Genomic DNA, 22,112 nt, shown 5'->3' on the forward strand with positions numbered 1-22,112 from the left:
CTTGGGGAGGGGTTTCCAATGCACGTCACGATTCTCGCGGGCGGGCGTGGTGTCCGGTTACGGCCGTACACCACCGCGCTGCCCAAGCCGCTGGTGCCGATCGGCGAGGAGTACGCGATCCTCGACATCATCCTGCAGCAGCTCAAGTCCCAGGGGTTCACCAGGGTCACGCTGGCCATCGGCCACCTCGGCTCGCTGATCCGCGCGTTCGTCGGCGACGGCGAGCGGTGGGGCCTCGACGTCGACTACTCCGACGAGGAGTCGCCGCTGTCGACCATCGGGCCGATCCTCAACTTCCTCGACCGGCTGCCCGATCACTTCCTGGTGATGAACGGCGACGTGCTCACCGACCTGAACTACGCGTCCTTGTTGAAGTCGCACATCAGGTCGCGTGCGCCGCTCACAGTGGCCACGTACCAGCGCCAGGTCAAGATCGACTTCGGCACGCTGGAGACCGAGGACGACAGGATCGTGAGGTTCCGGGAGAAGCCGACGTTGTCCTACGGCGTCAGCATGGGCGTCTACGCGATGTCGCGTGCCACGCTGGCGCGCTACCCGCGCAATGTGCCGTTCGGTTTCGACGACCTCGTGCTGGACCTGTTGGACCGTGGCGAGCCGCCGAGGTCGTACGAGTTCGACGGCTACTGGCTGGACATCGGCCGTCCGGACGACTACGACGAGGCCAACCGGGTCTTCGAGGAGCTGCGTCCCGTCCTGTTGCCGCCGGTCCACGCGGTGCCTGAGGACGTGGCGTCGTGAGGGTCGTGCTGTTCGGCGCCTCCGGCTTCATCGGCCGCCAGGTGGCCAGGGAGCTGGAGCAGTCCAGTGACCTGCTGCCGATCGGCCGGGCTCAGCATGATCTGGTCAACGGTACGGCCGACGAGCTGACCGCGGTGCTACGGGCGAACCGGCCGGATGTGGTGATCAACTGCACCGGCCGGCTCACCGGCACAACGGCCGAACTGGTCAGCGCCAACGTCGAGGTCACCGCGAAGCTGATCGACGCGGTGTCCGCTGTGGACGCCCGGCTGATCACACTCGGCTCGGCGGGCGAGTACGGCGTCGTTCCACATGGGACACCCGTGACCGAGGACAGCCCAGCCAATCCGGTTGCCGCGTACGGGATCACAAAGCTCGCGGGAACCCAACTGGTACAGCGCGCCGTCGAAGCGGGTGTGCTGGACGGGGTGTCGTTGCGGGTCTTCAACCCGATCGGTCCGGGCCTGCCCGCGGAGAACCTCCTCGGCCGGGCCGCGGCGAGCATCCGTGCGGCGCAGGAAAAGGGCGAGGACCACATCCAGCTGGGCCCGCTCGGCGCCTACCGGGACTTCGTGGACGTGCGGGATCTGGCGTCCGCGATCGCCGCGGCGGCCAGCGTTGACGAGCTCCGCGAACCGGTGCTGAACGTCGGCAGCGGGGTTGCCGTCACGGCGCGCGAAGCCGTCACGAGGCTAGCGGAAGTCGCTGGCTTCACCGGTGAGGTCCGGGAATCCGCGCCAGCACCGGCACGGTCTGCGGCGGTCGACTGGATCGCCGCAGACCTCAGTCTCGTCGAGTGGGCACTCGGCTGGCGGCCCACCCGCGACCTCGCGTTCTCAGTCAAGGCAAGTTGGGAGAGCTGAAGGATGAACCAGTTCAGGCTGCTAGTCGCGGTCGTGTCGCTCGCCTGCGTCGCGTCGGCGTGCAGTCCGGCAGCCGAACAGCGGGAGAACCCGCAGCCCAGCGTGGCCTACCAGTTGAGCAGCTATGAGGACGACAAGCTGGACGACATCGCCGGCAAGCCACAGCAGCTGGTGATCATCGACCTGGCGCGGGACGCCGCCGCGTCGTACTTCACCGCCGAGGAGATCGGCAAGGTCCGTGCGACCGGCAAGAAGGTGCTGGCGTACTTCGAAATCGGGTCGCTGGAGAAGTTCCGGCCGGATTTCGAGCAGTTCCGGAAGACGAACCCGGACCTGATGCTCAACGAGTGGGAGCACTGGGAAGGCGAGTTCTTCGTCAAGTACTGGGACAAGCGGTGGTGGGAGTCGGCCGTCAAACCGCGGGTCGACCGGGCACTGCAGGCCGGGTTCGACGGCGTGTACCTGGACACCCCGCTGGCCTACGAGGAGATCGACCTCAAGCTGGTGCGCGGGGAGACCAGGCAGACGCTCGGCCGCAAGATGGTCGACCTGATCATCCAGATCAGCCAGTACGCCAAGCAGAACCGGCCGGATTTCCTGATCTACCCGCAGAACTCGCCGGAACTGCGGCACCACACCGGGTACACCGAGGCGATCGACGGCATCGGGATGGAGGAGCTGTTCTTCCTGGCCACCGATGAACCGTGCGACAAGGACTTCTGTGCCGAGAACCTGAGGGAGGCGAAGGCGCTGCGAGACGCCGGCAAGACGGTCGTGGCCATCGACTACGCGACCGAACCCGGCAACATCGCCACCGCCTGCCGCAAACACCGCGACGAGAAGTTCGCCGGCGCGGTCACAGTCAAACCACTGGACACGGTGCCACCACCGTGTCCCTGAGGAGGGGTGAGAAACATGCGTAGAATCGGCATCATCGGGATGGGCTACGTCGGCCTGACCCTGGCCGCGGCCATGGCCCGCAAGGGCTTCCGGGTTCACGGAGTGGACGTCCAACCGTCCGTTGTGGATTTTCTCGCGCAGGGAAAGCCGCACATCTTCGAGCCCGGCGTGACCGAGGCGTTCACCGAGCTGATCGGCGACACCATCACGGTGTCCCATGAGCTGCCGCAGGACGGCGTGGACGCCGCGATCATCTGCGTCTCCACGCCGGTCGACGAGACCACGCACGAGCCGTACCTGAAGAACCTCGCGGCGGCAGCCGAACACGTCGTGCAGCGCTGCACGGCCGACACGCTTGTCGTTGTCCGCAGCACTGTCCCGGTTGGCACCAGCCGCAGCATCGTGCTGCCGGTTCTGCTGGACGCCTGGGGCTCCGCGCGGCTGGTGATGGCGCCGGAGCGGACCATCCAGGGCCAGGCGCTGCGTGAGCTCGTCGAGCTGCCGCAGGTCGTCGGCGGCTTGGACGACGAGAGCCTGCGGCTGGGGCTCGAGTTGTTCGGCGGCCTGGCCAACCAACTCGTCCCGGTGTCGTCGTTGGAGACAGCCGAGCTGGTGAAGCTGACCAACAACTGCCACACAGACGTGATCTACTCGTTCGGCAACGAGGTCGCGATGCTCACCGAGCGGCTCGGGCTCGACCCGCTGGAGGTCATCCGCGCGACGAACCTGGACTACCCGAGGCCGGACATCGCCAAGCCCGGTTACGTCGGCGGCGGCTGCCTGTCGAAGGACCCGTACATCATGCTGTCCAGTGGTGTGCGCGCCGGGCACGAGCCCAAGCTGATCGGCGCGGCGCGGCGGTTGAACGAGGAACTGCCCGTGCACGTGGCCGAGCGGATGGTCTCGTTGATGCAGGAGACCGGCGGCAAGACGATCACGGTTCTTGGCTGGGCGTACAAGGGAACGCCGCCGACCGACGACATGCGCGGTACGCCGATCGAGACCATGATGCCGGTGTTCGAGCGGGCCGGGATCCGGGTTCTCGGGCATGATCCGCTCGTCACGCCGGAGGTCATCCAGAAGTACGGCGGCGAGCCGGTCGACCTGGCGACCGGGTTCGCCGAGGCGCACGCGGTCCTGGTGATCACCGATCACCCCGAATACCGTTCGCTGGACGTCAAGGCCGCGCTGGCCGGAACTCAGATCAAGGTTGTGTACGACTCGTGGCGGATCCTGGACGCCGCCGCGGTGACTGAGCAGGGCGTGCGTTACGCGGGCCTGGGATACGAGGTGGCGGCATGAAGGCGTTGGTTCTCGGTGGTGCCGGTTTCATCGGCCTGCACCTGACCCGGCGGCTGCTCGCCGCGGGGTATTCGGTGACCATTGTGGACGACTTCTCCCGCGGCAAGGAGGACCCGGAGCTGGCCGCGCTCGATGTCGACGTGCTGCACGCGGATCTCACCGATCCCGCTGCGTACCGGGACATCCCGCACGGCTGGGACCAGGTGTACATGCTGGCGGCCGTGGTCGGCGTGCGCAACGTCGAGTCGGACCCGGCTCGGGTGATCCGGATCAACACGTTGGTCGTACTGAACCTGCTGGACTGGATTCAGCCGGGGACGAAGCTGTTCTTCGCGTCGACGAGCGAGGCATACGCCGACGGCGTGAGCGCCGGCGTGGTCGAGGTCCCGACGCCGGAAACCGTGCCGCTGATGATCTCGGACATCACCGCACCGCGGTTCGCTTATGGCGCCAGCAAGTTGCTGGGCGAGGCAGCCGTCGTCCACACTGGACGCGCTCGGGGAATCCCGTTCGTAGTCGGGCGTTTCCACAACGTCTACGGCCCGCGAATGGGCGCGGACCACGTGATCCCCGAGCTGTCGCTGCGCGCGATGCGGCGGGAGGACCCGTTCAAGGTCTACGGAACCGACCAGTTCCGTGCGTTCTGCCACGTGGACGACGCCACCGACGCGATGCTCCGGCTGATGACCACGGACACGGCCATGGGCGAGATCGTCCACATCGGAAACGACACCGAGGAGACCAACATCGGTGACCTGACCAAGCTGGTGCTGCGGGTCGCCGACTTCGACCCGGTCCTCGATCCGGCGCCCGCACCCGCGGGTTCGGTGGCCCGCCGCTGCCCGGATCTGGCCAAGCTGCGGAAGCTGACCGGGTTCGAACCGACTGTGTCGCTTGAGGAAGGCGTCCAGCGGACGTTCGACTGGTACCGAGAGAACTGGCTGTGACCATCTCGTCCGCGATTGCCTTCTACTACGGCGACGGGAAGTTGTCGGCACTGGCGCGCCACTCCACGGTGGTGCTCCAGGCCGACTTCTACTCCCCCGCCGAGCTTGCCTGGCTGGCGGATCACGGCGTACGCACCTTGTGCTACCTGTCGCTGACTGAGGACGTCGGCCCACCCGCTCCGTGGCAACGCGACAGGCGTTGCCCGGACTGGGGTGGTGCGTACGTGCACGTGGGTTCGCCGTTGTGGCAGGCCCACGTGCTTGACCAAGCGGCCGCTGGGCTGAAGAGCGGGTTCGCCGGGCTGTTCCTGGACACCCTCAACATCGAGTTCACGTACCCCGAGGACCTGCCACACCTGTGGGAACTGATCTCCGCACTGCGTGAGGCAAGCGGCTCGGCGTACGTTCTCGCCAACCGCGGCTTCGGGTTGTTGCCGGAGCTCGGTTCGGTCGTCGACGGGGTATTGTTCGAGTCCTTCTCGGCCCGTTGGGTCGCTGATGGTTACGCCCGCTGGCCACAGGCCACTTTGGACATCCATGCCGAGTACGCCGTGAAGCTCGCCGAACTGGGCGTCGAGATCTACGCACTGGACTACGCCGACACGCCCGAGCTTGAAGAGTGGGCGGTGCGACGAGCGGCCGAGTACGGCATGCCTTGTTTCGTCAGCGACAAGGCCCTCGGGCGAATCTAGGAACGCTAGAACCGGTCGACATCGATGACGGCTTTGGCGAACTCCTCTGGTGCCTCCTGCGGCACGTTGTGACCGATTCCATTGAGGACACGGTGTTCGTACTTGGCTGTGAACTTGTTGCGGTAGGCCATGCCATCCGCGGCCGCGCCTTCGAAGTCACTGGCGATGGTGATGGCGGGCACGGTGATGGCGGGAGCTTCGGCCAGCTTCTGCTCAAGGGCGTCGTACGCGGGCTCTCCCGGTGCGAGGCTCAGGCGCCACCGATAGTTGTGGATCACGATGGCAACGTGGTCGGGGTTGTCGAACGCGGTGGCGCTGCGCTCGTATGTCGCGTCGTCGAAACGCCACTTCGGTGATGCCGTCTGCCAGATGAGCTTGTTGAACTCCCGCTTGTTCTTCGTGTAGCCCATCACGCCGCGTTCGGTGGTGAAGTAGTACTGGTACCACCAGCCCAACTCGGTCGCGGGTGGCAGCGGCTGCAGGTTCGCCTTGAGGTTCGTGATGAGGTAGCCGCCGTCGGAGACGAGCGCCTTGCACCGCTGTGGCCAGAGCGCCGCGATCACGCAGGCCGTCCTCGCTCCCCAGTCGAACGCACCGAAGATCGCCTTGTCGATCTTGAGCGCGTCCATCATCGCGATGATGTCCGAGGCGAACGTGGTCTGCTGGGCGTTCCGGACAGTGTCGCCCTTCAGGAACGTCGTCGTGCCGTAGCCGCGCAAGTACGGGACGATCACGCGAAATCCCTTCGCCGCCAAGGCAGGCGCGACGTCCACAAAGGCGTGGATGTCGTACGGCCAGCCGTGCAGGAGAATCGCCACGGGGCCGTCAGCGGGACCGGCTTCGGCGTACCCGATGTTCAGCACACCGGCCTGCACCTGTTTCAGTGGCCCGAACGAATTGTTCTTCGACGACACAGGCGCCGGGGCTGCCGGGCCGGTGTCCGAAGAGGAACATCCGGCGATCGCCGCCGTGGCGAGCACCGCGGCACTGCCCGTGGAGAACTGCCTCCTGTTGATCATGTCATTGCTCCTTTCAGGACAACGGCCTTGTCCCGGACGAGAATCAAGGTCGAGAGTGCACCGATCAGCGCCTCCGAAACCGGGTGACCAGCAGGTCGGCCAGTGCTTGGGCGCAGCCGTCGAGAATGCGTTCGCCCTTCTCGGCGGTGGCTTTGTCGCCGTTGCCCGCCACGCCCGACTCGGTGATGACACGGAACGACACCGCGAAGTACACCGGGTCGGTCGACTCGGCCGGCAGTGTGATCGCGGGCCCGACCGCCTTGTCCAGTTCCTGTGTGCGAACCAGGTGCGGCAGCGCGGCCATGACCATGGACGTCTCACCTTCGCACGCGTGCATCAGGCCGTCCTGGGTTTCCAGCGTCTCGCGGATCACCATCCGTCCGGCGGTGAAGTAGTTGGTGAACCCGACCGAGATGCTCAGCTCGGCGGTCAGTTCGGTGATCAACGCGTGCAGCGCGGTCATGTTGCCGCCGTGCCCGTTGACGATCAGGATCCAGTCGAACCCGGCGCGGTCGATCGACCGGCACAAGTCCCGCAGCAGGGCGTGCAATGTGCTGAGTGACAGGGTCAGCGTGCCGCCGAAGAGCATGTGGTGCTCGGCGAGGCCGAACGGGATGGACGGCGCCACGACCACCGGTGTGCGCTTGTCGACCATGTGCGCGGCCCGGCGGCACACCTCGGCCGCCATGAAGTCGTCAACACCGGTGGGCAGGTGCGGACCGTGCTGCTCGGTCGAACCGATCGGCAGCAGCACCACGGCACCACGCTCGGCGAGGACGTTGAGCTCAGCGGCCGTGAGGTGGTTCCATCTGACCTCGTTCGTTTCGGACACGGCCGGAACGTAAATACTCCGCGCGCGGACCCGCGTCTGTCAGGTGACGGTCCCCGTGTACGTCATGCCGGCTCGGAGCGGCTGAGCGCGGCGCCGAGTTCGGCCCGGGAACTGATGCCCAGCTTGGGGAAAATCCGGTGCAGGTGCGTGCTTACCGTACGGTGCGACAGGTAGAGACGGTGGCCGATCTCACGGTTCGTCAGTCCTTCGGCCGCCAGCTGGGCAATGCTCAACTCGTGCGCGGTGAGCCGGTCGCGGGCGTCCGGGTCGCGGCGAGGGCTGGCTTCACCTGCCGCTCGTAGCTCATTGCGGGCCCGCTCACTCCATGCGAGAACGCCGAGCGCGTCGAATGCCTCACGCGCTGCCCGCAGGTGGGTACGGGATTCCGCGGCCCGGCGCTGCCGTCGTAGCCATTCACCGAACGCGAGTTGGACGCGTCCGCGTTCGAGCGGCCACCCTGTCAGGTCGGCGTCCAGCGCTGCCCGGTATGTCTCCTCGGTCTGGGTGAGCACGGCGTTGGCGTAGCGCAGGCCAATGTGGAGCGCGGGCGAGGAAGCGGACCGCCCATACTCCGCCATTTCGGACAGAATTTCGCGCAACGTGTCTGTTTGGCCGGTCCGGGTGGCCGCGTCGGCGAATTCGGCGAGCGTGTAGCAGCGCAGGGCCAGCTGGTACGCCGGGTCAGCGGGATCATGCAGGCGCTGGAGGTCGGCGAAGGCGTCGGCGTATCGCCCTTGGCCAAGCGCGGCGATCCCGCGGGCTATCTGCACGGTGGCAAGAACTGGCCGGGCGGCCACCGCCAGGCCGATCTGCTCGGCTTCGGCGGCAAGGGCCAGGGCCTGGGCGTCGTCTCCGCGCAGCGCGGCAATCTCAGCCTGGACGGCCAGGCTGAGCCCACGCATGAACGGTTGGTCCGTCTCGCACGCGAGCCGACCGGCCTCCACGGCGGCTGGTAGTGCCGTGGCCAGGTTGCCCAGCCGTACCGAACTCCACGCGTGCACCGTCAGCGCCCTGGTCAGCAACCCCAGCCTGCCTTGGGCGCGCAGACCGGACACCGCGGCCGCGGAGAACCGCGCGGACTCCTCGAATGCCCCGAACTGCATGGCCGCGCTGCCGAGGAAACGCTCGACCAGGGGATCTCCGCCCGTGTTTCCGGCGAGGTGGCGCAGGCCTTCGTCGACCGCGTGGCCGCGCTCGAACGGGCTGACGTAAGCCGTGATCGCGACCTTTCGGGGATCGAGGTCGTCGGTGAGCAGGCTGTCCGCGACGGACATCACGCGTTGCCGGGCGGCCAGGCCCGGCTCGATCCAGAAGCACCGCATCGCGCCGCTCCACAGGATGCGTGAGCCCAGGTCGGCAGCGGCGACCGATTCGGCCAGTTCGGCCAGCTCCAGCGGACCTTCCGTGGAGCGCAGCCCGTCCTCGAAGTCGCTCAGGATCAGGGTCGCCCGTGCGCGCTGCTGCGCGGTCAGCTCGCCGGACCGGCAGTCGCGCAGGAGCCGCTCGACGACGTCTTTACGGCCGGACTCGACCGCCAGTTCCGCGGCCCGGAGCAGCCGCTCGGCCCGTTGTTCCGGACTTTCACTCAGCTGGCCGGAGAGCTCGAAGGACGTCACCGCGCCTGCGATATCGCCGCGACGCCTGGCGTGCTCGGCGGCGGCTTCCAGGTCGGCGGCGACGGCGTCGTCCGGCCCGGTCGCGGCTGTTGCCCGATGCCATGCCCGCCGCTCCGGCTGCCCGTCGAGCACCTCGGCCAATGCCCGATGTGCGGACTGCCGCTGTGCCACGGCCGCTGCTTGGGGTATCGCCGAACGCATCAGCGGATGCCGGAAGGTCAGCGCGCCGTGGTTGAGTTCGATCAACCGGGCGGCGACTGCGGGCGTCAGCACCTCGATGCCGACGGACGTGCCCAGCGCCGACGCGGCCGCGTCCAGGGTCTCCCGGAGCGAGCCGCTGTCGTTGAGCGCGGCGATCAACAAGGTCATCCGGGTCTCGGCAGGCAACCCCGCGACCCTGGCCGTGAATGCTTCTTCCAACCGTGCCGTCATCTGGCTGTGCGGCAATTCGGTCAAAGCCAACGGATTTCCCGCCGCCTGCTCCAGCAGTCGCGCTCGGACCGGCGCCGCGAGACCGGGCGAGACCGTGTGGAGCAGATCGGCAGCCGCGTCGTCCGTCAGGCGCTCGAGCGTCATCGACGGCAGACCCGCTTCGTCGAGCCGGGAGGATTCGCCCTCGCGGACCGTGGCGATCAACACGATGGGCTCGGACTCCAGCCTGCGCGCCACGAACGCCAGGACGTCCACACTGGACGGATCGAGGCTTGGCACGTCCTCGGCGATCAGCAGCAGCGGCTTGGCCGTGGCGAGATCGGCGAGAAGGTTCAGCGTGGCCAGCCCGACCAAGTAGATGTTCGGCGTCTGCGCCTCGGCGAGACCGAGCGCAGCGCTGAGCGCGTCACGCTGCACGGCAGGCAGCGCGTCGAGACCGTCCTGAACAGGGTGCAGCAGCTGGTGTAAGCCTGCGAAGGGAAGGTGCTGCTCGGAGTCGACACCGGTCGTTTTCAGCACGCGCATGTTCGCCGCGAGCGCGGCCACCTCGGCCACCAGAGCGGATTTGCCGATCCCGGCCTCACCGCGCACGATCATGGCACCACCGCGGTCGCGGACCCCGTCGGCGAACTCGGTCAGGGTCTTTTTCTCCAGGTCACGGCCGATCAGTGTGCCCATGTCACCGACCGTACCCTGGCGGTATGCCCGACAACATTTCCGCGCCGCCCGTCGGCGAGTTGCTACGCCTTCGCGAACGCCCAGTCCTGGTCACGGGCGCCAGCGGCGGCATCGGCGCGGGCATCGCGGTTCGTCTGGCCGAAGCCGGAGCCACTGTCATCGCGCACGCCAACTCGCATCCCGAACGGCTGCAACCGGTTCTGGACGCCTGTCGTCGGCATGGCGTTGCGGCACATGGCGTCCACGGCGATCTGTCCGATACCGCGATCGTCGAGGACGTGCTCGACGAGATTGACCGTACGGCAGGCACGCTGCGCGGCGTCGTCAACAATGCCGGACTGCAACCGTTGGCGCCCTTGACTTCCATGGACGTCGCGGAGTTCGACCGGGTCTTCGAAGTGAATGTCCGCGCGGTTTTCCTTGTGACTCAAGCGATGTCCAAACGCGCCATCGCCGGGGGCGTACCGTTGAGCATCGTCAACATCGCGTCCATCGAAGGCGAAGTGCCCGCACCGGCGCACAGCCACTACGCGGCGTCGAAGGCAGCAGTCATCATGCACACCCGAGCGGCAGCGCTTGAGCTTGGTCCTTCCGGGATCCGCGTCAACGTGGTGTGCCCTGGGCTCATCGATCGGCCTGGGCTTGAGCAGGACTGGCCGGACGGGGTCGAACGCTGGCACCGAGCCGCGCCGCTCGGTCGCCTGGGCACACCGGAGGACGTCGCCGACGCCTGCCTGTTCCTGCTCTCCGACGCGGCACGGTGGATCACGGCGGCGAGTCTGCGTGTCGACGGTGGAGTAACCGCCAATCAACCATTCTGACGGTCCACGGCCGTGGCTGATCTGGGACTTCTTCGCCGCACACCCCTCGCCCTGGAGCAGCTCACGTGGCTGCTTCGTCACACCGAGCTTCGCGCCGCAGTTGAGCGGCGGCATGTCCGAGGCAAGTCGCATATCGTTAGCCCATGAAGATCGGCTACAAGGCTTCGGCGGAGCAGTTCGGCCCGCGCGACCTCGTCGAGTACGCGGTTCGCGCCGAGCAGGTGGGCCTCGACAGCGTCTGGGTCTCCGACCACTTCCTGCCATGGCGGCACAACGGTGGACACGCTCCGGCAGCCTTCGCGTGGATGGCGGCCGTCGGCGAACGGACCAAGCGGGTGCAGATCGGAACGAGCGTGACGACCCCGACGTTCCGGTACAACCCCGCCGTCATGGCGCAGACGTTCGCCACGCTCGCCTTGCTGTACGACCACCGGATCATTCTTGGCGTCGGCACGGGTGAGGCGCTCAACGAGATCGCAGTGTCCGGTCTGACGTGGCCCGATTTCAAGGAACGGTTCGCCAGGCTGCGGGAGGCCGTCCGGTTGATGCGGGCGCTGTGGACCGAGGACGAGGTCAACGCGGACGGCGACTACTACAAGCTGGTCGGCGCGCGGATCTACGACCGCCCGGACGAGCCGGTGCCTGTCTACATCGCCGCTGGTGGCCCGGTCGTCGCGAAGTACGCCGGCCGCGCCGGGGACGGGTTCATCTGCACGTCGGGCAAGGGCATGGACCTCTACACGGAGAAGCTGATGCCCGCCGTCGCCGAGGGCGCTGCCGCCGCCAACCGGGACGTCGCCAAGATCGACAAGACCATCGAGATCAAGCTGTCCTACGACCGCGATCCGCACGCGGCGTTGGAGAACACCCGTTTCTGGGCGCCACTGTCGTTGACCGCTGAGCAGAAGCACAGCGTCGACACGGCTGACGAGATGGAACGCCTCGCCGACGAACTGCCGATCGAGCAGGTCGCCAAGCGCTGGATCGTCGCGTCCGACCCGGACGAGGCCGTCGCCCAGATCAAGCCGTACCTCGACGCCGGACTCAACCACCTGGTCTTCCACGGGCCCGGCCACGACCAGGAGCGGTTCCTCACCCAGTTCACCGAAGACATCGTGCCCAGGTTGCGCGCTCTCGGTTAACCGGCCCGGTCGCGCCCGCACCGGCCCGGCCGGGCGGGCGCGACGTCGCCTTTCCGCTGTCCACCCGGTCTCGACTGGGCCTGGAGTCGCCCCGGCCAGGCTCTGACGGGTCTGACAGCGGAGAGGAGCGCACCTACATGACCCACCAGACCAGGCGGGCCGTTTTGCTCACGGGCGACTTCGGCGGTTCGGCCGCCGCCACGGATGGGTTCGACCAGAAGAACTTCGACAAGCTGCCCATCCGGCACGTCCCCGTCGCCGCGTTATCCCCCGGCTTACACCTGCGGCAGGCCGGAACCAATGCCACGCACGTCCAGCTGCTGATCGAGGCGGCCACCTCGACCGAGCTCCCGCCGATCCTTGTCCAGCAAGAGGGTTGCCGCGTCATCGACGGCCTGCACCGCCTCGAAGCAGCCAAACAACGCGGCGACCAAACCATTCCCGCGCGCTTTCTGGACTGCACCGACTCCGAAGCACTCGTCATCGCCATGGAAGCCAACACCTCCCATGGCCTGCCACTGACCAAGAACGACCGCCTCGCCGGCGCGACCCGCGTACTGACCGACCACCCCGACTGGTCCGACCGCGCCATCGCCAGCATCACCGGACTCTCCGCCAAAACCATTGCCTCACTTCGCACCCGCGTCGCCACCCCCGACAACAGCAAACGACTCGGACGAGACGGACGCCGCCGCCCCGTCACCGCCTGCGAAGGACGACGACGCGCCGCCGAATACATCAAAAACAACCCCAACGCACCCTTACGCCAAGTCGCCAGAGAAACCGACGTCTCACTCGGCACCGTCCACGACGTCTGCAACCGCCTGCGCCGCGGCATCAGCCCCGAACGCAACGGAAACCGCACCGAAAACCCTGTCGCCACAACAGAACCAGCGACCATTACCAGCGTGCCCGACACCGGCACGCCGTTGCGCCGCAAGAACCACACCGAAACACCGCCTACGTGGGCCGAGGTCGCGACCAAGGTCGCGAAGGACCCGACCATCCGCTACACCACCGGCGGCAAGGAGTTCCTCCGCTGGATGGCTTACCACGCCAGCGATCCCGACAAGTGGCGGACCTTCATCACCACCCTGCCAAGCCACTGGCTGTCCACCATCGCACCCATCGCCGACAACATCTCCAAAGAATGGAGCCAGTTCGCCGAACAACTCAAACAGGCAGAACACAAAACACTCGGCGCGTAACCACACCGGGACAGCAACACTGGGGAAGACCACGGGGGACACTGGGGAACCAACTGGGGAAAACAGCCACCACACGGCGACCACACAGTGACCACGCGCGACCCACACCAGCAGGCCGCGCGACCAAGGCCCCTAGGGCGTGTTCCAACCGCCCGATCCCGGCTCTCATCGACCGGGACATTCAAAACACGACCTTGGCGAACACGTCGTGATCACCGGACACCCGCCCGCCGGGGCAGGCGGGTGCCACCCACCCATCGTGATCTGCTCGAGCACCGCTCGTGCCATTCGGGGAGAGCAAACTCAGAGATGGACGCAGCCAGCGACTGGCCCACGCTAGACGGCATGCACGAACCCACCGACGATCCCGAACTCCTGCTCATCGACGCGGAGACGGTCACCGAACTGCGCGACCGGACAGCGCACCTGACCGAGTTGGTCAAGGAATCGACGCTCGCCGACGTGGCCGCAACTCTGCGGCGCGGACTCGCGGATCGTCCAGTACGTGCCGGAGTTGTGGCCGCATCGGCCGCACAAGCCTCCGAACGCCTTACCGCGCTGGCCGCGAAACTCGACTCGACGACAACCATCGACCCTGCCAACGGGATCTTCGTCGGCCGCGCGAACGGCACACCGAGGATCGGGTACCTGTTCCCCGGCCAAGGCGCCAGCAACGATGTGGACAACAGCGCGCTGACCCGGCGGTTTGAAACGGCACGGGAGTTCTACCGGGCCACCCGGATACCGACGGCGGAAAACCTCTTCCCGCCCAGCATCTTCCAGCAGCAGATCGTCGCGTCCTCGATCGCCGGGCTGCGAGTGTTGTCCGTGCTCGGCATCGAGGCGACAGCGGCCGTCGGCCACAGCCTCGGCGACCTGACGGCGTTGCACTGGGCCGGTGCGATGACCGAGTCCGAGCTGCTCACATTCGTGGGCGAGCGCGGCCAGATCGTGGCCAAGGCATGCACACGCACCGGCGCGATGGTCGGAATCGCCGCGGGCCCAGAGAAAGTCGAGCCGTTGCTGCGAGGCGAGCCGGTCGTCATCGTCGGCTACAACAACCCTGACGAGACCGCCATCGCGGGTCCGGCCGAAGCCGTCGAGCGTGTGCAGCGGGCAGCCCTGGCGGCCGATCTCAAGGCGGACCGCATGCCGGTCGCCGACGCGTTCCACTCGTCCGCGATGACGCCAGCCGCGGACGGACTCCGCACACACCTCAAGGACATGCACTTCCGTCCACTGAGGCGGTCCGTCATGTCGACCGTCACAGGCGACGTCCTGCAGTCAGACACCGATCTTCGTGACCTGCTGGTCAAGCAGATCTGCGAGCCTGTCCGGTTCCAGCAAGCGGTCGAGCGGATGGCCGAAGAGACGGACCTGTTCATCGAAGTCGGTCCCAGCCAAGCACTTTCCGGCCATGCCCGCCGGATCTGCCCGAACATCCCTGCAGTCGCACTGAGCACGGAAAGCACGTCATTGTCCGGCTTGCTGTCCGCAGCGGCCGCCGCTTACGTGCTCGGGGCACCAGTCCGGACAGACCTGCTGACCGCCGGGAAGGACGCACAGTCATGAGCCAGCAGGCATCCACTCCTGCGCCCGAACCCGTACGGCACGCGGCCACGACCAGGGATCACGTCCGGCGGCTGCACGAAGTCCGCAGGCGGGCGACCGTCGGCGACGAGCTGGCCACAGAACGACAGCACGCCAAGGGAAAGCTCACCGCGCGGCAACGGCTCCAGCACCTGCTTGACGAGGGTTCCTTCACAGAGTTCGACTTGTTCCGGCGGCCCGCGCCTGGTTCACCCGTTCCGGAGTACTGCACCGACGGGGTCGTCACCGGAGCGGGCACCGTGCACGGCCGCCGCGTTTTCGCCTACGCACAGGACTTCCGCATCCTCGGCGGCTCGCTCGGTGAGGCACACGCAGCGAAGATCCACAAGGTGATGGATCTCGCCATCGCCGCCGGGGCACCGCTTGTCGCGCTTCTGGACAGCGGCGGAGCGCGTATTCAGGAAGGCGTCACCGCACTCGCCGGTTACGGCGGGATCTTCCGTCGCAATGTCCGTGCTTCCGGCGTGATTCCACAGATCAGTGTGGTGCTGGGCCCTTGCGCAGGCGGTGCGGCCTATTCACCGGCGTTGACGGACTTCACGTTTCTGGTCCGCAACGTCTCGCACATGTTCGTCACCGGACCGGACGTCATCAAGACCGTGACGGGCGAGTCCGTCACACACGAGGAACTGGGCGGCGCCGAAGTGCACGCCGCGACCTCCGGTGTCGCCACCTTCGTCGCCGACGACGAGGAGACTTGCCTCGAGGACGTCCGTCACCTGATCTCCTTGTTGCCGTCCAACAGCCATGACCTTCCGCCGTCGTACGAGACTGACGATCCGCCTGCGCGACGATGTCCCCGGCTGGCCGACATCGTGCCGGCCAACCCGAAGGTCCCGTACGACGTCCGCGAGGTGATCGCGGAGATCGTCGACGACGCCGAGTTCATGGAGGTCCACGAACACTGGGCCGAGAACATCGTGTGCGCACTGGCCCGGATGGGTGGCCGTACGGTCGGAATCCTTGCCAATCAGCCAGTTGTCCGTGCGGGCGTCCTGGACATCGACACCTCCCAGAAGGCAGCCAGGTTCGTCCAGATGTGCGACGCGTTCAGCATCCCGTTGGTCACATTCGTCGACGTGCCCGGCTTTCTGCCCGGCGTCGACCAGGAACACGACGGGATCATCAGGCACGGCGCCAAGTTGCTGTACGCGTACTGCAACGCCACCGTCCCGAGAATTCAGGTGATCCTGCGCAAGGCCTACGGCGGCGCGTACATCGCGATGGACTCACGATCCATCGGCGCGGATCTGTCCTTCGCCTGGCCCATCAACGAAATCGCCGTGATGGGTGCCGAAGCGGCCGTCGGTGTGATCTACCGCAAGGAACTGGCCGCCGCGGGCGATCCCGAGCAGCGCAGGACGCAGCTCATCACCGAGTACACCGAAGAACTGATGCACCCGTACTACGCGTCCGAACGCGGCTTGGTCGACGACGTGATCGACCCCGCGGACACCCGCGTCATGATCATCAGGGCACTGGAGTTGCTCAGCGACAAGCGACCCGACCTGATGCCCCGCAAGCACGGCAATCCCCCGACGTAGCGACCCGTTCTCGACTGCCGGTCCACCGGCGTGCGCGAGATTGAGAGCCCGACATCCGTTCAGCACGAGGAGATCGTGATGCGCAAGGTCGTTTCGCGGGACGGCACGACGATCGCGTACGAGGTGGCGGGCGACGGCCCGCCGATCGTCCTGCTCAACGGCGCGTTCCGGGATCACACGATCTTCGATCAGCTGGTTCCCGAGCTCACCGCGCACTGCACCACTTACGTCTACGACCGCCGTGGCCGTGGGCAAAGCGGTGACTCGCCCGAGTACGCCGTCGAGCGTGAGGTCGAGGACCTCGCCGCGGTGATCGAGGAAGCCGGCGGCGAAGCAGTGGTGTTCGCCGGGTCCCTCGGCGCGAACCTGGCTCTCGAAGCCGCGATGACCGGCGTCCCGATCACCAAACTGGCCCTGCACGAGCCGTACTACCGGGTCGAGGGCTTCGCGAAACCGCCGAGCGACTTCATGGCCAAGCTCAACGCTTTGCTGGCCGATGGCGACCGCGACGAGGCCGCGGCACTCTGGCTGGCCGAGCTGATGGAACTCTCCCCGCAGGCGATCGAGGCGTGGCGGCAAGGTCCACTGTGGCCGATGAACGTGGCGAACGCGCACACGCTGCCCTACGACACCACTATCGCCGGCGACTACACCGTTCCGACCGAACGGTTGGCCACCTTGCGTATTCCGTGCCTGGTCCTCAACAGCGACGGCACCTCCGAGTGGTTCAAGGCGGCGGCGAAGGCGACCGCGACGGCGCTGCCCAACGGCTGGGGCATGGCGTTGCCTGGATCCTTCCACCGGATCGACATGGACATCCTCGGCCGGGTACTGGCCGGGTTCGCCACCACGTGACCACTGTCCCAAGCGGAGGAAAGCAGGTATGTCGCGGTTCAAGTCCGCCCTGCGCTTCGTGCTGGGCTGCGTCCGTGACGGGCTGATCTGTCTCGGCCAGACCCTCGGCCCGGATTTCGACATCGGCGCAACCACACCGGCCGAGAAGCACAGCGCAGACCACCATGGGGAACCCTTGTCGGAGGCGGAACACGCCGAGTGGACGGATCTGCTCAAGCGCCTGCATTAGGCGTCATGCCAAGAGGGCCGCACCGGGTGCGGCCCTCTTGCTGCTATCCGTCGATCCAGTCGAGCAGGATCGCTGCCTGTGCGGCCGGGTCACCGTCTTGCGGCCGGAGAACCACGTCCGGCCGGTGCGGGGCCTCGTAAGGATCGTCCAGTCCGGTGAACCCGGTGATCACGCCCGCGCGCGCCTTGGCGTACAGGCCCTTGGGATCACGTTCCGCGCAGACCTCGAGCGGGGTGTCGACGAACACCTCGACGAACCGAAGGCCCGCGTCCTGGTGGATCTGCCGGATCAGGTCACGGTCCCCGCGATACGGGCTGATCAGCGACACCACGGCGATCACACCGGCGTCGGCGAACAGTTTGGCGACCTCACCGGCCCTGCGGACGTTCTCCTTGCGGTCCTGCACACTGAACCCGAGCCCGGCGTTGAGGCCGTGCCGCAGGTTGTCGCCGTCGAGCAGGTAGGCAGGACGGCCGGATGCGACGAGCCTGCGTTCCAGCTCCGCGCCGATCGTGGACTTGCCGGACCCGGAAAGCCCGGTCAGCCACACGGTCATCCCTTGCGTGGCCCGCTGATCGCGGGTGCAGATCGGCGTGTGCCACACGACATTCGGCACGGAGATCGCCGGCCCGGTGATCATCCCTGCGGCGACCGTGCTGTTGGTGACGTCGTCGACGAGCACGAAGCTGCCGGTGTCGCGGTTACGGCGATAGGCGTCGAACAGCAGCGGCTGCTGGGTGCGCAGTCGAACGCGGCCAATTTCGTTCAACCGCAACGAAGTTGCTTCTTCGTCGCGGTGCAGCGTGTTCACGTCGAGCCGGTATTCCAGCGAGCGCACGGTTGCCCGGACCGAACGGGTCGTGTGCTGCAAGGTGTAGCGGCCGTCCGGCTTGAGTTCCGCGCCCTCGGCCATCCAGCAGACCATCGCGTCCACATCGGACCCGATGTGCGGCCGGTTGTGCGGGCGGCAGATCAGGTCACCACGCCCGATGTCGATCTCGTCGGCCAGTTCGACGGTGACCGCCTGCCCGGCGAACGCTTCGGTGATCTCGGTGCCACCTGGCCCCCAGATCGCCCGCACTTTCGTGCTGAAGCCGGACGGCAGCACGGTCACATCGTCGCCTGGCTTGAACACACCGCCCGCGATCGTGCCGCCATAGCCACGGAAGCCCTGCTTGTCCTCGACGTCGGTGCCGTGCGCACGGATGACGTACTGCACGGGGAAGCGCGCGTCGATCAGGTTGCGGTCGGAGGCGACGTGCACCTGCTCAAGCTGGTGCAGCAGTGTCCTGCCTTCGTACCACGGCATTTCCGGGCTGCGGTTGACCACGTTGCAGCCAGTCAGCGCCGAAATCGGCACGAAAGTGAGGTCTTGGATCTCCAGCTTCATGGCGAACCTGCGGAACTCCTCGCGGATCTCCTCGAATCGCTCCTGCGCGTAGCCGACGAGGTCCATCTTGTTCACGCACACCACCATGTGCGGCACGCCAAGCAGACTCGCCAGGAACGCGTGCCTGCGGGACTGCTCGATGACGCCTTTCTCGGCGTCGATGAGGATGAGTGCGACGTCCGCCGTGGATGCCCCGGTGACCATGTTGCGGGTGTACTGGATATGGCCGGGCGTGTCGGCGATGATGAACTTCCGTCGTGGCGTGGCGAAATAGCGGTACGCCACGTCGATGGTGATGCCCTGCTCGCGCTCGGCGCGTAGGCCGTCGGTGAGCAGCGCGAGATCGGTGCCGGTGTGGCCGCGCTGGGCCGATGTCTGGGCGATGGCGGCGAAGTGGTCCTCGTAGATCGCCTTGGAGTCGAACAACAGCCGCCCGATCAGTGTCGACTTGCCGTCGTCCACACTGCCGGCCGTGGCCAGCCGGACCAGGTTGCTGGGCATCAGAAGTACCCCTCCTTCTTCCTGTCCTCCATGCCCGCGTCGGAGATCCGGTCGTCGGCACGGGTGGCGCCGCGCTCGCTGACCCGGGTGGCGGCGACCTCTGCCACGACTTGCGCGGGTGTGGCGGCGGTCGACTCCACGCAGCCGGTGCAGGTGGCGTCTCCGACAGTGCGGAAGCGGACGGTCGCGGTGAACGGTTCGTCGCCGGGCAACGGCTGGACGAACCGGGTGTTGGCCAACAGCATGCCGTCGCGGCTGACCACTTCGCGTTCGTGTGCGTAGTAGAGCGACGGCAGTTCGATGCCCTCCGCCTCGATGTAGGTCCAGATGTCCAGCTCGGTCCAGTTCGACAGCGGGAACACCCGGACGTGCTCACCTTTGCGGTGTTTCCCGTTGTACAGCCGCCACAACTCGGGGCGTTGGTTGCGCGGGTCCCATTGGCCGAATTCGTCGCGCAGGCTGAACACCCGTTCCTTGGCGCGGGCCTTTTCCTCGTCACGACGGGCGCCGCCGAACACCGCGTCGAACCGGTGCTCGGCGATCGTGCGCAGCAATGTGGTGGTCTGCAACCGGTTCCGGCCCGCACCGGGCTCCTCCACGACGCGGCGCGCGTCGATGTCGTCCTGCACGTGCCCGACGACCAGTCGCAGGCGCTGTTGCTCGACGACGCGGTCCCGATAGGCGATGACCTCGTCGAAGTTGTGCCCGGTGTCGATGTGCACCACCGGGAAGGGCACCGGCGCCGGCCAGAACGCCTTGGCCGCCACGTGCAGCATGACCACGGAATCCTTGCCGCCGGAAAACAGCAGCGCGGGCCGCGCGAACGTGGACGCCACCTCGCGGAAAACGTGTACCGCCTCGGCTTCCAAAGCCTCGGGGTGGGTCAACTCGTACCCGGCCCGCAATGCCTGCCCAGCCATCGAACCGTCCTTCCGTTGCCGATGACAGCGGTTCGCCGAGTTCTCATGACGATTCGCCGGAAAGGCGACGATGTTTCCCAAAGTTGCAGGAACCTGCATTCTGCGGTGTCGCCGGCCGGTTGACAGCCGGGGTACAACGTTGTCATCGTCGCGATCGAGGCGCCGCGGAACTCGTCCGGGCAAGCGTGGACCATGCCGCTCGCCTTTGTCCACGACCGCCGTCGGGACCCACTCAAATTGCGGTTGAACAGTTCTCGACACCGGGTTCTCTCTTTGTCTTCACCGGCCGGAACGCTTTCGTATTTCTTGCGACAGGGCGCCGCCGCGGTTTCTCCACAGCGCGGTCGAACGCAGGCTCGCGCTATTCAGCGAGAGCGTTCCGCAGCCCGTCACGGCTGCCCAGCGACCTCGGGCGCGGCGAACCGCCCGCCCACCCCCGAGCATCGATCGCCTCGACCGCAGTTGTTCAACCGCAGCTGCGAGTTGTCTCCACGATTCCAGGGCTGCCGCCGATTCACGCCATCGATTTACGCCTGGGCGGGCCGCCTGGACCTGCGAACTCTTCGGTGCGCATGGTGAACAAGCCATGACAGCCGGTTACATCGGATGATTTTCCACGCGTTCGCGGCGGAGTTTGAACACCGTGCACGAAAAGGGCGTCCGAAGGGGCAGACATGGCCTGCGGAACTACGCCTCGACCTCGATGGTTTTGGTTACCGCGTTATCGGACGACCACTGCTGGTAACCGCTGTACCGATACCGGTGCCGAGCCGGTTAAGAGCGCTCCCAAAACCGGTCTTGACCTCCGAAAACGCCGTCGCGACGGCCGCAAACGACATAAACTACGCCAAGATCATCCGACTTGACTAACTCTTGAATTGGGCCGAAACCATGGGCATGCTCGGAAGCGGGACGAATCCGACTTGATGGGGGGAGACGGGAATGACCGTCGATCACAGACCGCTCAGCATCGGACTCCTCGGTCCGCTGTCACTGCGCTTGAACCAGACGCCGGTGACCACGAGCGCGCCCAAGCAGCGTCAGGTGGTCGCGCTCCTCGCGCTGCATGTCGGTCAGGTCGTCACAGGTCCCATGCTCGTGGAGGAACTGTGGGGCGACCGCCCACCGCGTAGCTACGCCACCACTTTGCAGACTTATATCCTCCAGCTGCGAAACGCTTTGGCCGCAGCCGACTCCGGCAACCCTGGCGCCCGGCAGATTCTCAGCACCAGCCATTACGGCTACCTGCTTGAAGAAGACGCCTGCCAGACCGACGTCGAGGTTTTCGACCGGCACGTGCTCGCCGGTCGCGCGGCCGCCGAGGCAGGCGATCACCGTCGCGCGTCCGAGGAGTTCACCCGCGCTTTGCAGTTGTGGCGGGGTCCGGCGCTGGTGGACGTGAAGATGGGGCGAGTACTGGAAATCGAGGCGGCGTCGCTCGAAGAGGGCAGGCTGGGAGCGCTTGAACGACGCGTGGAGGCCGATCTCGCGCTGGGCAGGCACGCCGATCTGCTCGGCGAACTGACGCGCCTGACCGCGAAGAACCCGATGAACGAGAACCTCTGCGCGTTCCTGATGACCGCGCTGTACCGGACCGGCCACGTCAGCCGCTCGCTGCAAGCGTTTCACCGGCTGCGTTCGGCGTTGAACCAGGAGCTCGGCATCGAGCCGTGCCCGCGGTTGCAACGCCTGCAGGCGGCGATCCTCTCCGGCGATCCGGTGCTCGAGTGCGGGCCTGCCCCGCTGGCGCACCAAGAGGTCCCGCAGAGCCGCCCGGCGTACGAACAGAACGAGCTCACTCGTAGCTAGGACTCTGCGTACTGCCAACGGTTTTCGGGTCGTTCCAGCCGT

General features: G+C 66.7%; 19 protein-coding genes. 14 read left to right on the top strand and 5 right to left on the bottom strand.

The genetic code is table 11. The features are described 5' to 3' along the window. Window positions 1-18 precede the first annotated feature (18 nt). Genes B9C43_RS45355 through B9C43_RS45380 form a run of 6 tightly spaced genes read left to right on the top strand, consistent with a single transcriptional unit; the run spans window position 19 to window position 5,463 of the window. Entirely contained in the window at window positions 19-759 is a 741-nt protein-coding gene (locus B9C43_RS45355; RefSeq protein ID WP_033387988.1) for a nucleotidyltransferase family protein, read from the top strand. Then, complete coding sequence (locus tag B9C43_RS45360) at window positions 756-1,622, top strand: NAD-dependent epimerase/dehydratase family protein (protein WP_084433553.1); 867 nt, start codon at window positions 756-758, stop codon at window positions 1,620-1,622. The genes B9C43_RS45355 and B9C43_RS45360 overlap by 4 nt, the downstream gene beginning before the upstream one ends. A 3-nt stretch (window positions 1,623-1,625) precedes the next feature. After that, window positions 1,626-2,522, top strand: coding sequence for a glycoside hydrolase family 191 protein (locus B9C43_RS45365; protein ID WP_051896659.1), 897 nt, complete (start codon window positions 1,626-1,628; stop codon window positions 2,520-2,522). A gap of 15 nt (window positions 2,523-2,537) precedes the next feature. Further along, window positions 2,538-3,824, top strand: a complete 1,287-nt coding sequence (locus tag B9C43_RS45370; RefSeq protein WP_084433554.1) for a nucleotide sugar dehydrogenase — start codon at window positions 2,538-2,540, stop codon at window positions 3,822-3,824. Then, a complete protein-coding gene (locus B9C43_RS45375; RefSeq protein ID WP_084433555.1) occupies window positions 3,821-4,771 on the top strand; it encodes an NAD-dependent epimerase/dehydratase family protein in 951 nt (316 codons plus the stop codon). Before B9C43_RS45370 ends, B9C43_RS45375 begins: the two co-directional genes overlap by 4 nt. Next, window positions 4,768-5,463 carry a hypothetical protein gene (locus B9C43_RS45380; RefSeq protein WP_200825995.1) on the top strand — a complete coding sequence of 232 codons (696 nt, stop codon included), beginning with the start codon at window positions 4,768-4,770 and terminating at the stop codon, window positions 5,461-5,463. Before B9C43_RS45375 ends, B9C43_RS45380 begins: the two co-directional genes overlap by 4 nt. A 5-nt stretch (window positions 5,464-5,468) precedes the next feature. On the opposite strand, the gene B9C43_RS45385 is transcribed toward B9C43_RS45380, so the two are convergent. The 3 genes from B9C43_RS45385 to B9C43_RS45395 all read right to left on the bottom strand — a co-directional run bounded on the left by B9C43_RS45385 (window position 5,469) and on the right by B9C43_RS45395 (window position 10,040). Further along, entirely contained in the window at window positions 5,469-6,482 is a 1,014-nt protein-coding gene (locus tag B9C43_RS45385; RefSeq protein WP_084433556.1) for an alpha/beta fold hydrolase, read from the bottom strand. Window positions 6,483-6,546: 64 nt separating this feature from the next. Then, window positions 6,547-7,314 (bottom strand): creatininase family protein, encoded by a 768-nt coding sequence (locus B9C43_RS45390; protein WP_084433557.1) that lies wholly within the window; start codon window positions 7,312-7,314, stop codon window positions 6,547-6,549. A gap of 62 nt (window positions 7,315-7,376) precedes the next feature. Then, the gene (locus tag B9C43_RS45395; RefSeq protein ID WP_084433558.1) at window positions 7,377-10,040 is read right to left on the bottom strand and encodes an AAA family ATPase; all 2,664 of its coding nucleotides are present in this window, start codon (window positions 10,038-10,040) and stop codon (window positions 7,377-7,379) included. Between the two features lie 23 nt (window positions 10,041-10,063). Between B9C43_RS45395 and B9C43_RS45400 the strand changes: the two genes are divergently transcribed. The 7 genes from B9C43_RS45400 to B9C43_RS45430 all read left to right on the top strand — a co-directional run bounded on the left by B9C43_RS45400 (window position 10,064) and on the right by B9C43_RS45430 (window position 17,450). Next, complete coding sequence (locus tag B9C43_RS45400) at window positions 10,064-10,861, top strand: SDR family NAD(P)-dependent oxidoreductase (protein WP_084433559.1); 798 nt, start codon at window positions 10,064-10,066, stop codon at window positions 10,859-10,861. Between the two features lie 143 nt (window positions 10,862-11,004). Beyond that, on the top strand, window positions 11,005-12,003 hold the full coding sequence (gene fgd / locus B9C43_RS45405) for a glucose-6-phosphate dehydrogenase (coenzyme-F420) (RefSeq protein ID WP_084433560.1): 999 nt from the start codon (window positions 11,005-11,007) through the stop codon (window positions 12,001-12,003). 164 nt (window positions 12,004-12,167) lie between these two features. After that, complete coding sequence (locus B9C43_RS45410; RefSeq protein WP_200825996.1) at window positions 12,168-13,211, top strand: ParB N-terminal domain-containing protein; 1,044 nt, start codon at window positions 12,168-12,170, stop codon at window positions 13,209-13,211. A 345-nt stretch (window positions 13,212-13,556) separates the two neighbouring features. After that, window positions 13,557-14,783 (top strand): acyltransferase domain-containing protein, encoded by a 1,227-nt coding sequence (locus tag B9C43_RS45415; RefSeq protein WP_160097170.1) that lies wholly within the window; start codon window positions 13,557-13,559, stop codon window positions 14,781-14,783. Further along, window positions 14,780-16,366, top strand: coding sequence for an acyl-CoA carboxylase subunit beta (locus B9C43_RS45420; protein ID WP_084433563.1), 1,587 nt, complete (start codon window positions 14,780-14,782; stop codon window positions 16,364-16,366). The genes B9C43_RS45415 and B9C43_RS45420 overlap by 4 nt, the downstream gene beginning before the upstream one ends. A 30-nt stretch (window positions 16,367-16,396) precedes the next feature. Further along, complete coding sequence (locus B9C43_RS45425; protein WP_235039226.1) at window positions 16,397-17,221, top strand: alpha/beta fold hydrolase; 825 nt, start codon at window positions 16,397-16,399, stop codon at window positions 17,219-17,221. A gap of 28 nt (window positions 17,222-17,249) precedes the next feature. After that, window positions 17,250-17,450, top strand: a complete 201-nt coding sequence (locus tag B9C43_RS45430; RefSeq protein ID WP_084433564.1) for a hypothetical protein — start codon at window positions 17,250-17,252, stop codon at window positions 17,448-17,450. Between the two features lie 43 nt (window positions 17,451-17,493). Here the strand turns inward: B9C43_RS45430 and cysC are convergent, their stop codons facing one another. Together cysC and cysD are read right to left on the bottom strand one after the other, a co-directional pair. Further along, a complete protein-coding gene (gene cysC / locus B9C43_RS45435) occupies window positions 17,494-19,341 on the bottom strand; it encodes an adenylyl-sulfate kinase (RefSeq protein ID WP_084433565.1) in 1,848 nt (615 codons plus the stop codon). Beyond that, window positions 19,341-20,261: a sulfate adenylyltransferase subunit CysD gene (gene cysD / locus B9C43_RS45440; protein ID WP_084433566.1), complete on the bottom strand. Its 921-nt coding sequence runs from the start codon at window positions 20,259-20,261 to the stop codon at window positions 19,341-19,343. Before cysD ends, cysC begins: the two co-directional genes overlap by 1 nt. Before the next feature lie 942 nt (window positions 20,262-21,203). Here cysD and B9C43_RS45445 point away from each other — a divergent pair. After that, complete coding sequence (locus B9C43_RS45445) at window positions 21,204-22,070, top strand: AfsR/SARP family transcriptional regulator (protein ID WP_084433567.1); 867 nt, start codon at window positions 21,204-21,206, stop codon at window positions 22,068-22,070. Window positions 22,071-22,112 lie beyond the last annotated feature (42 nt).

It is taken from the genome of Kibdelosporangium aridum (genome assembly GCF_900176515.1).
Lineage (GTDB): Bacteria > Actinomycetota > Actinomycetes > Mycobacteriales > Pseudonocardiaceae > Kibdelosporangium > Kibdelosporangium aridum.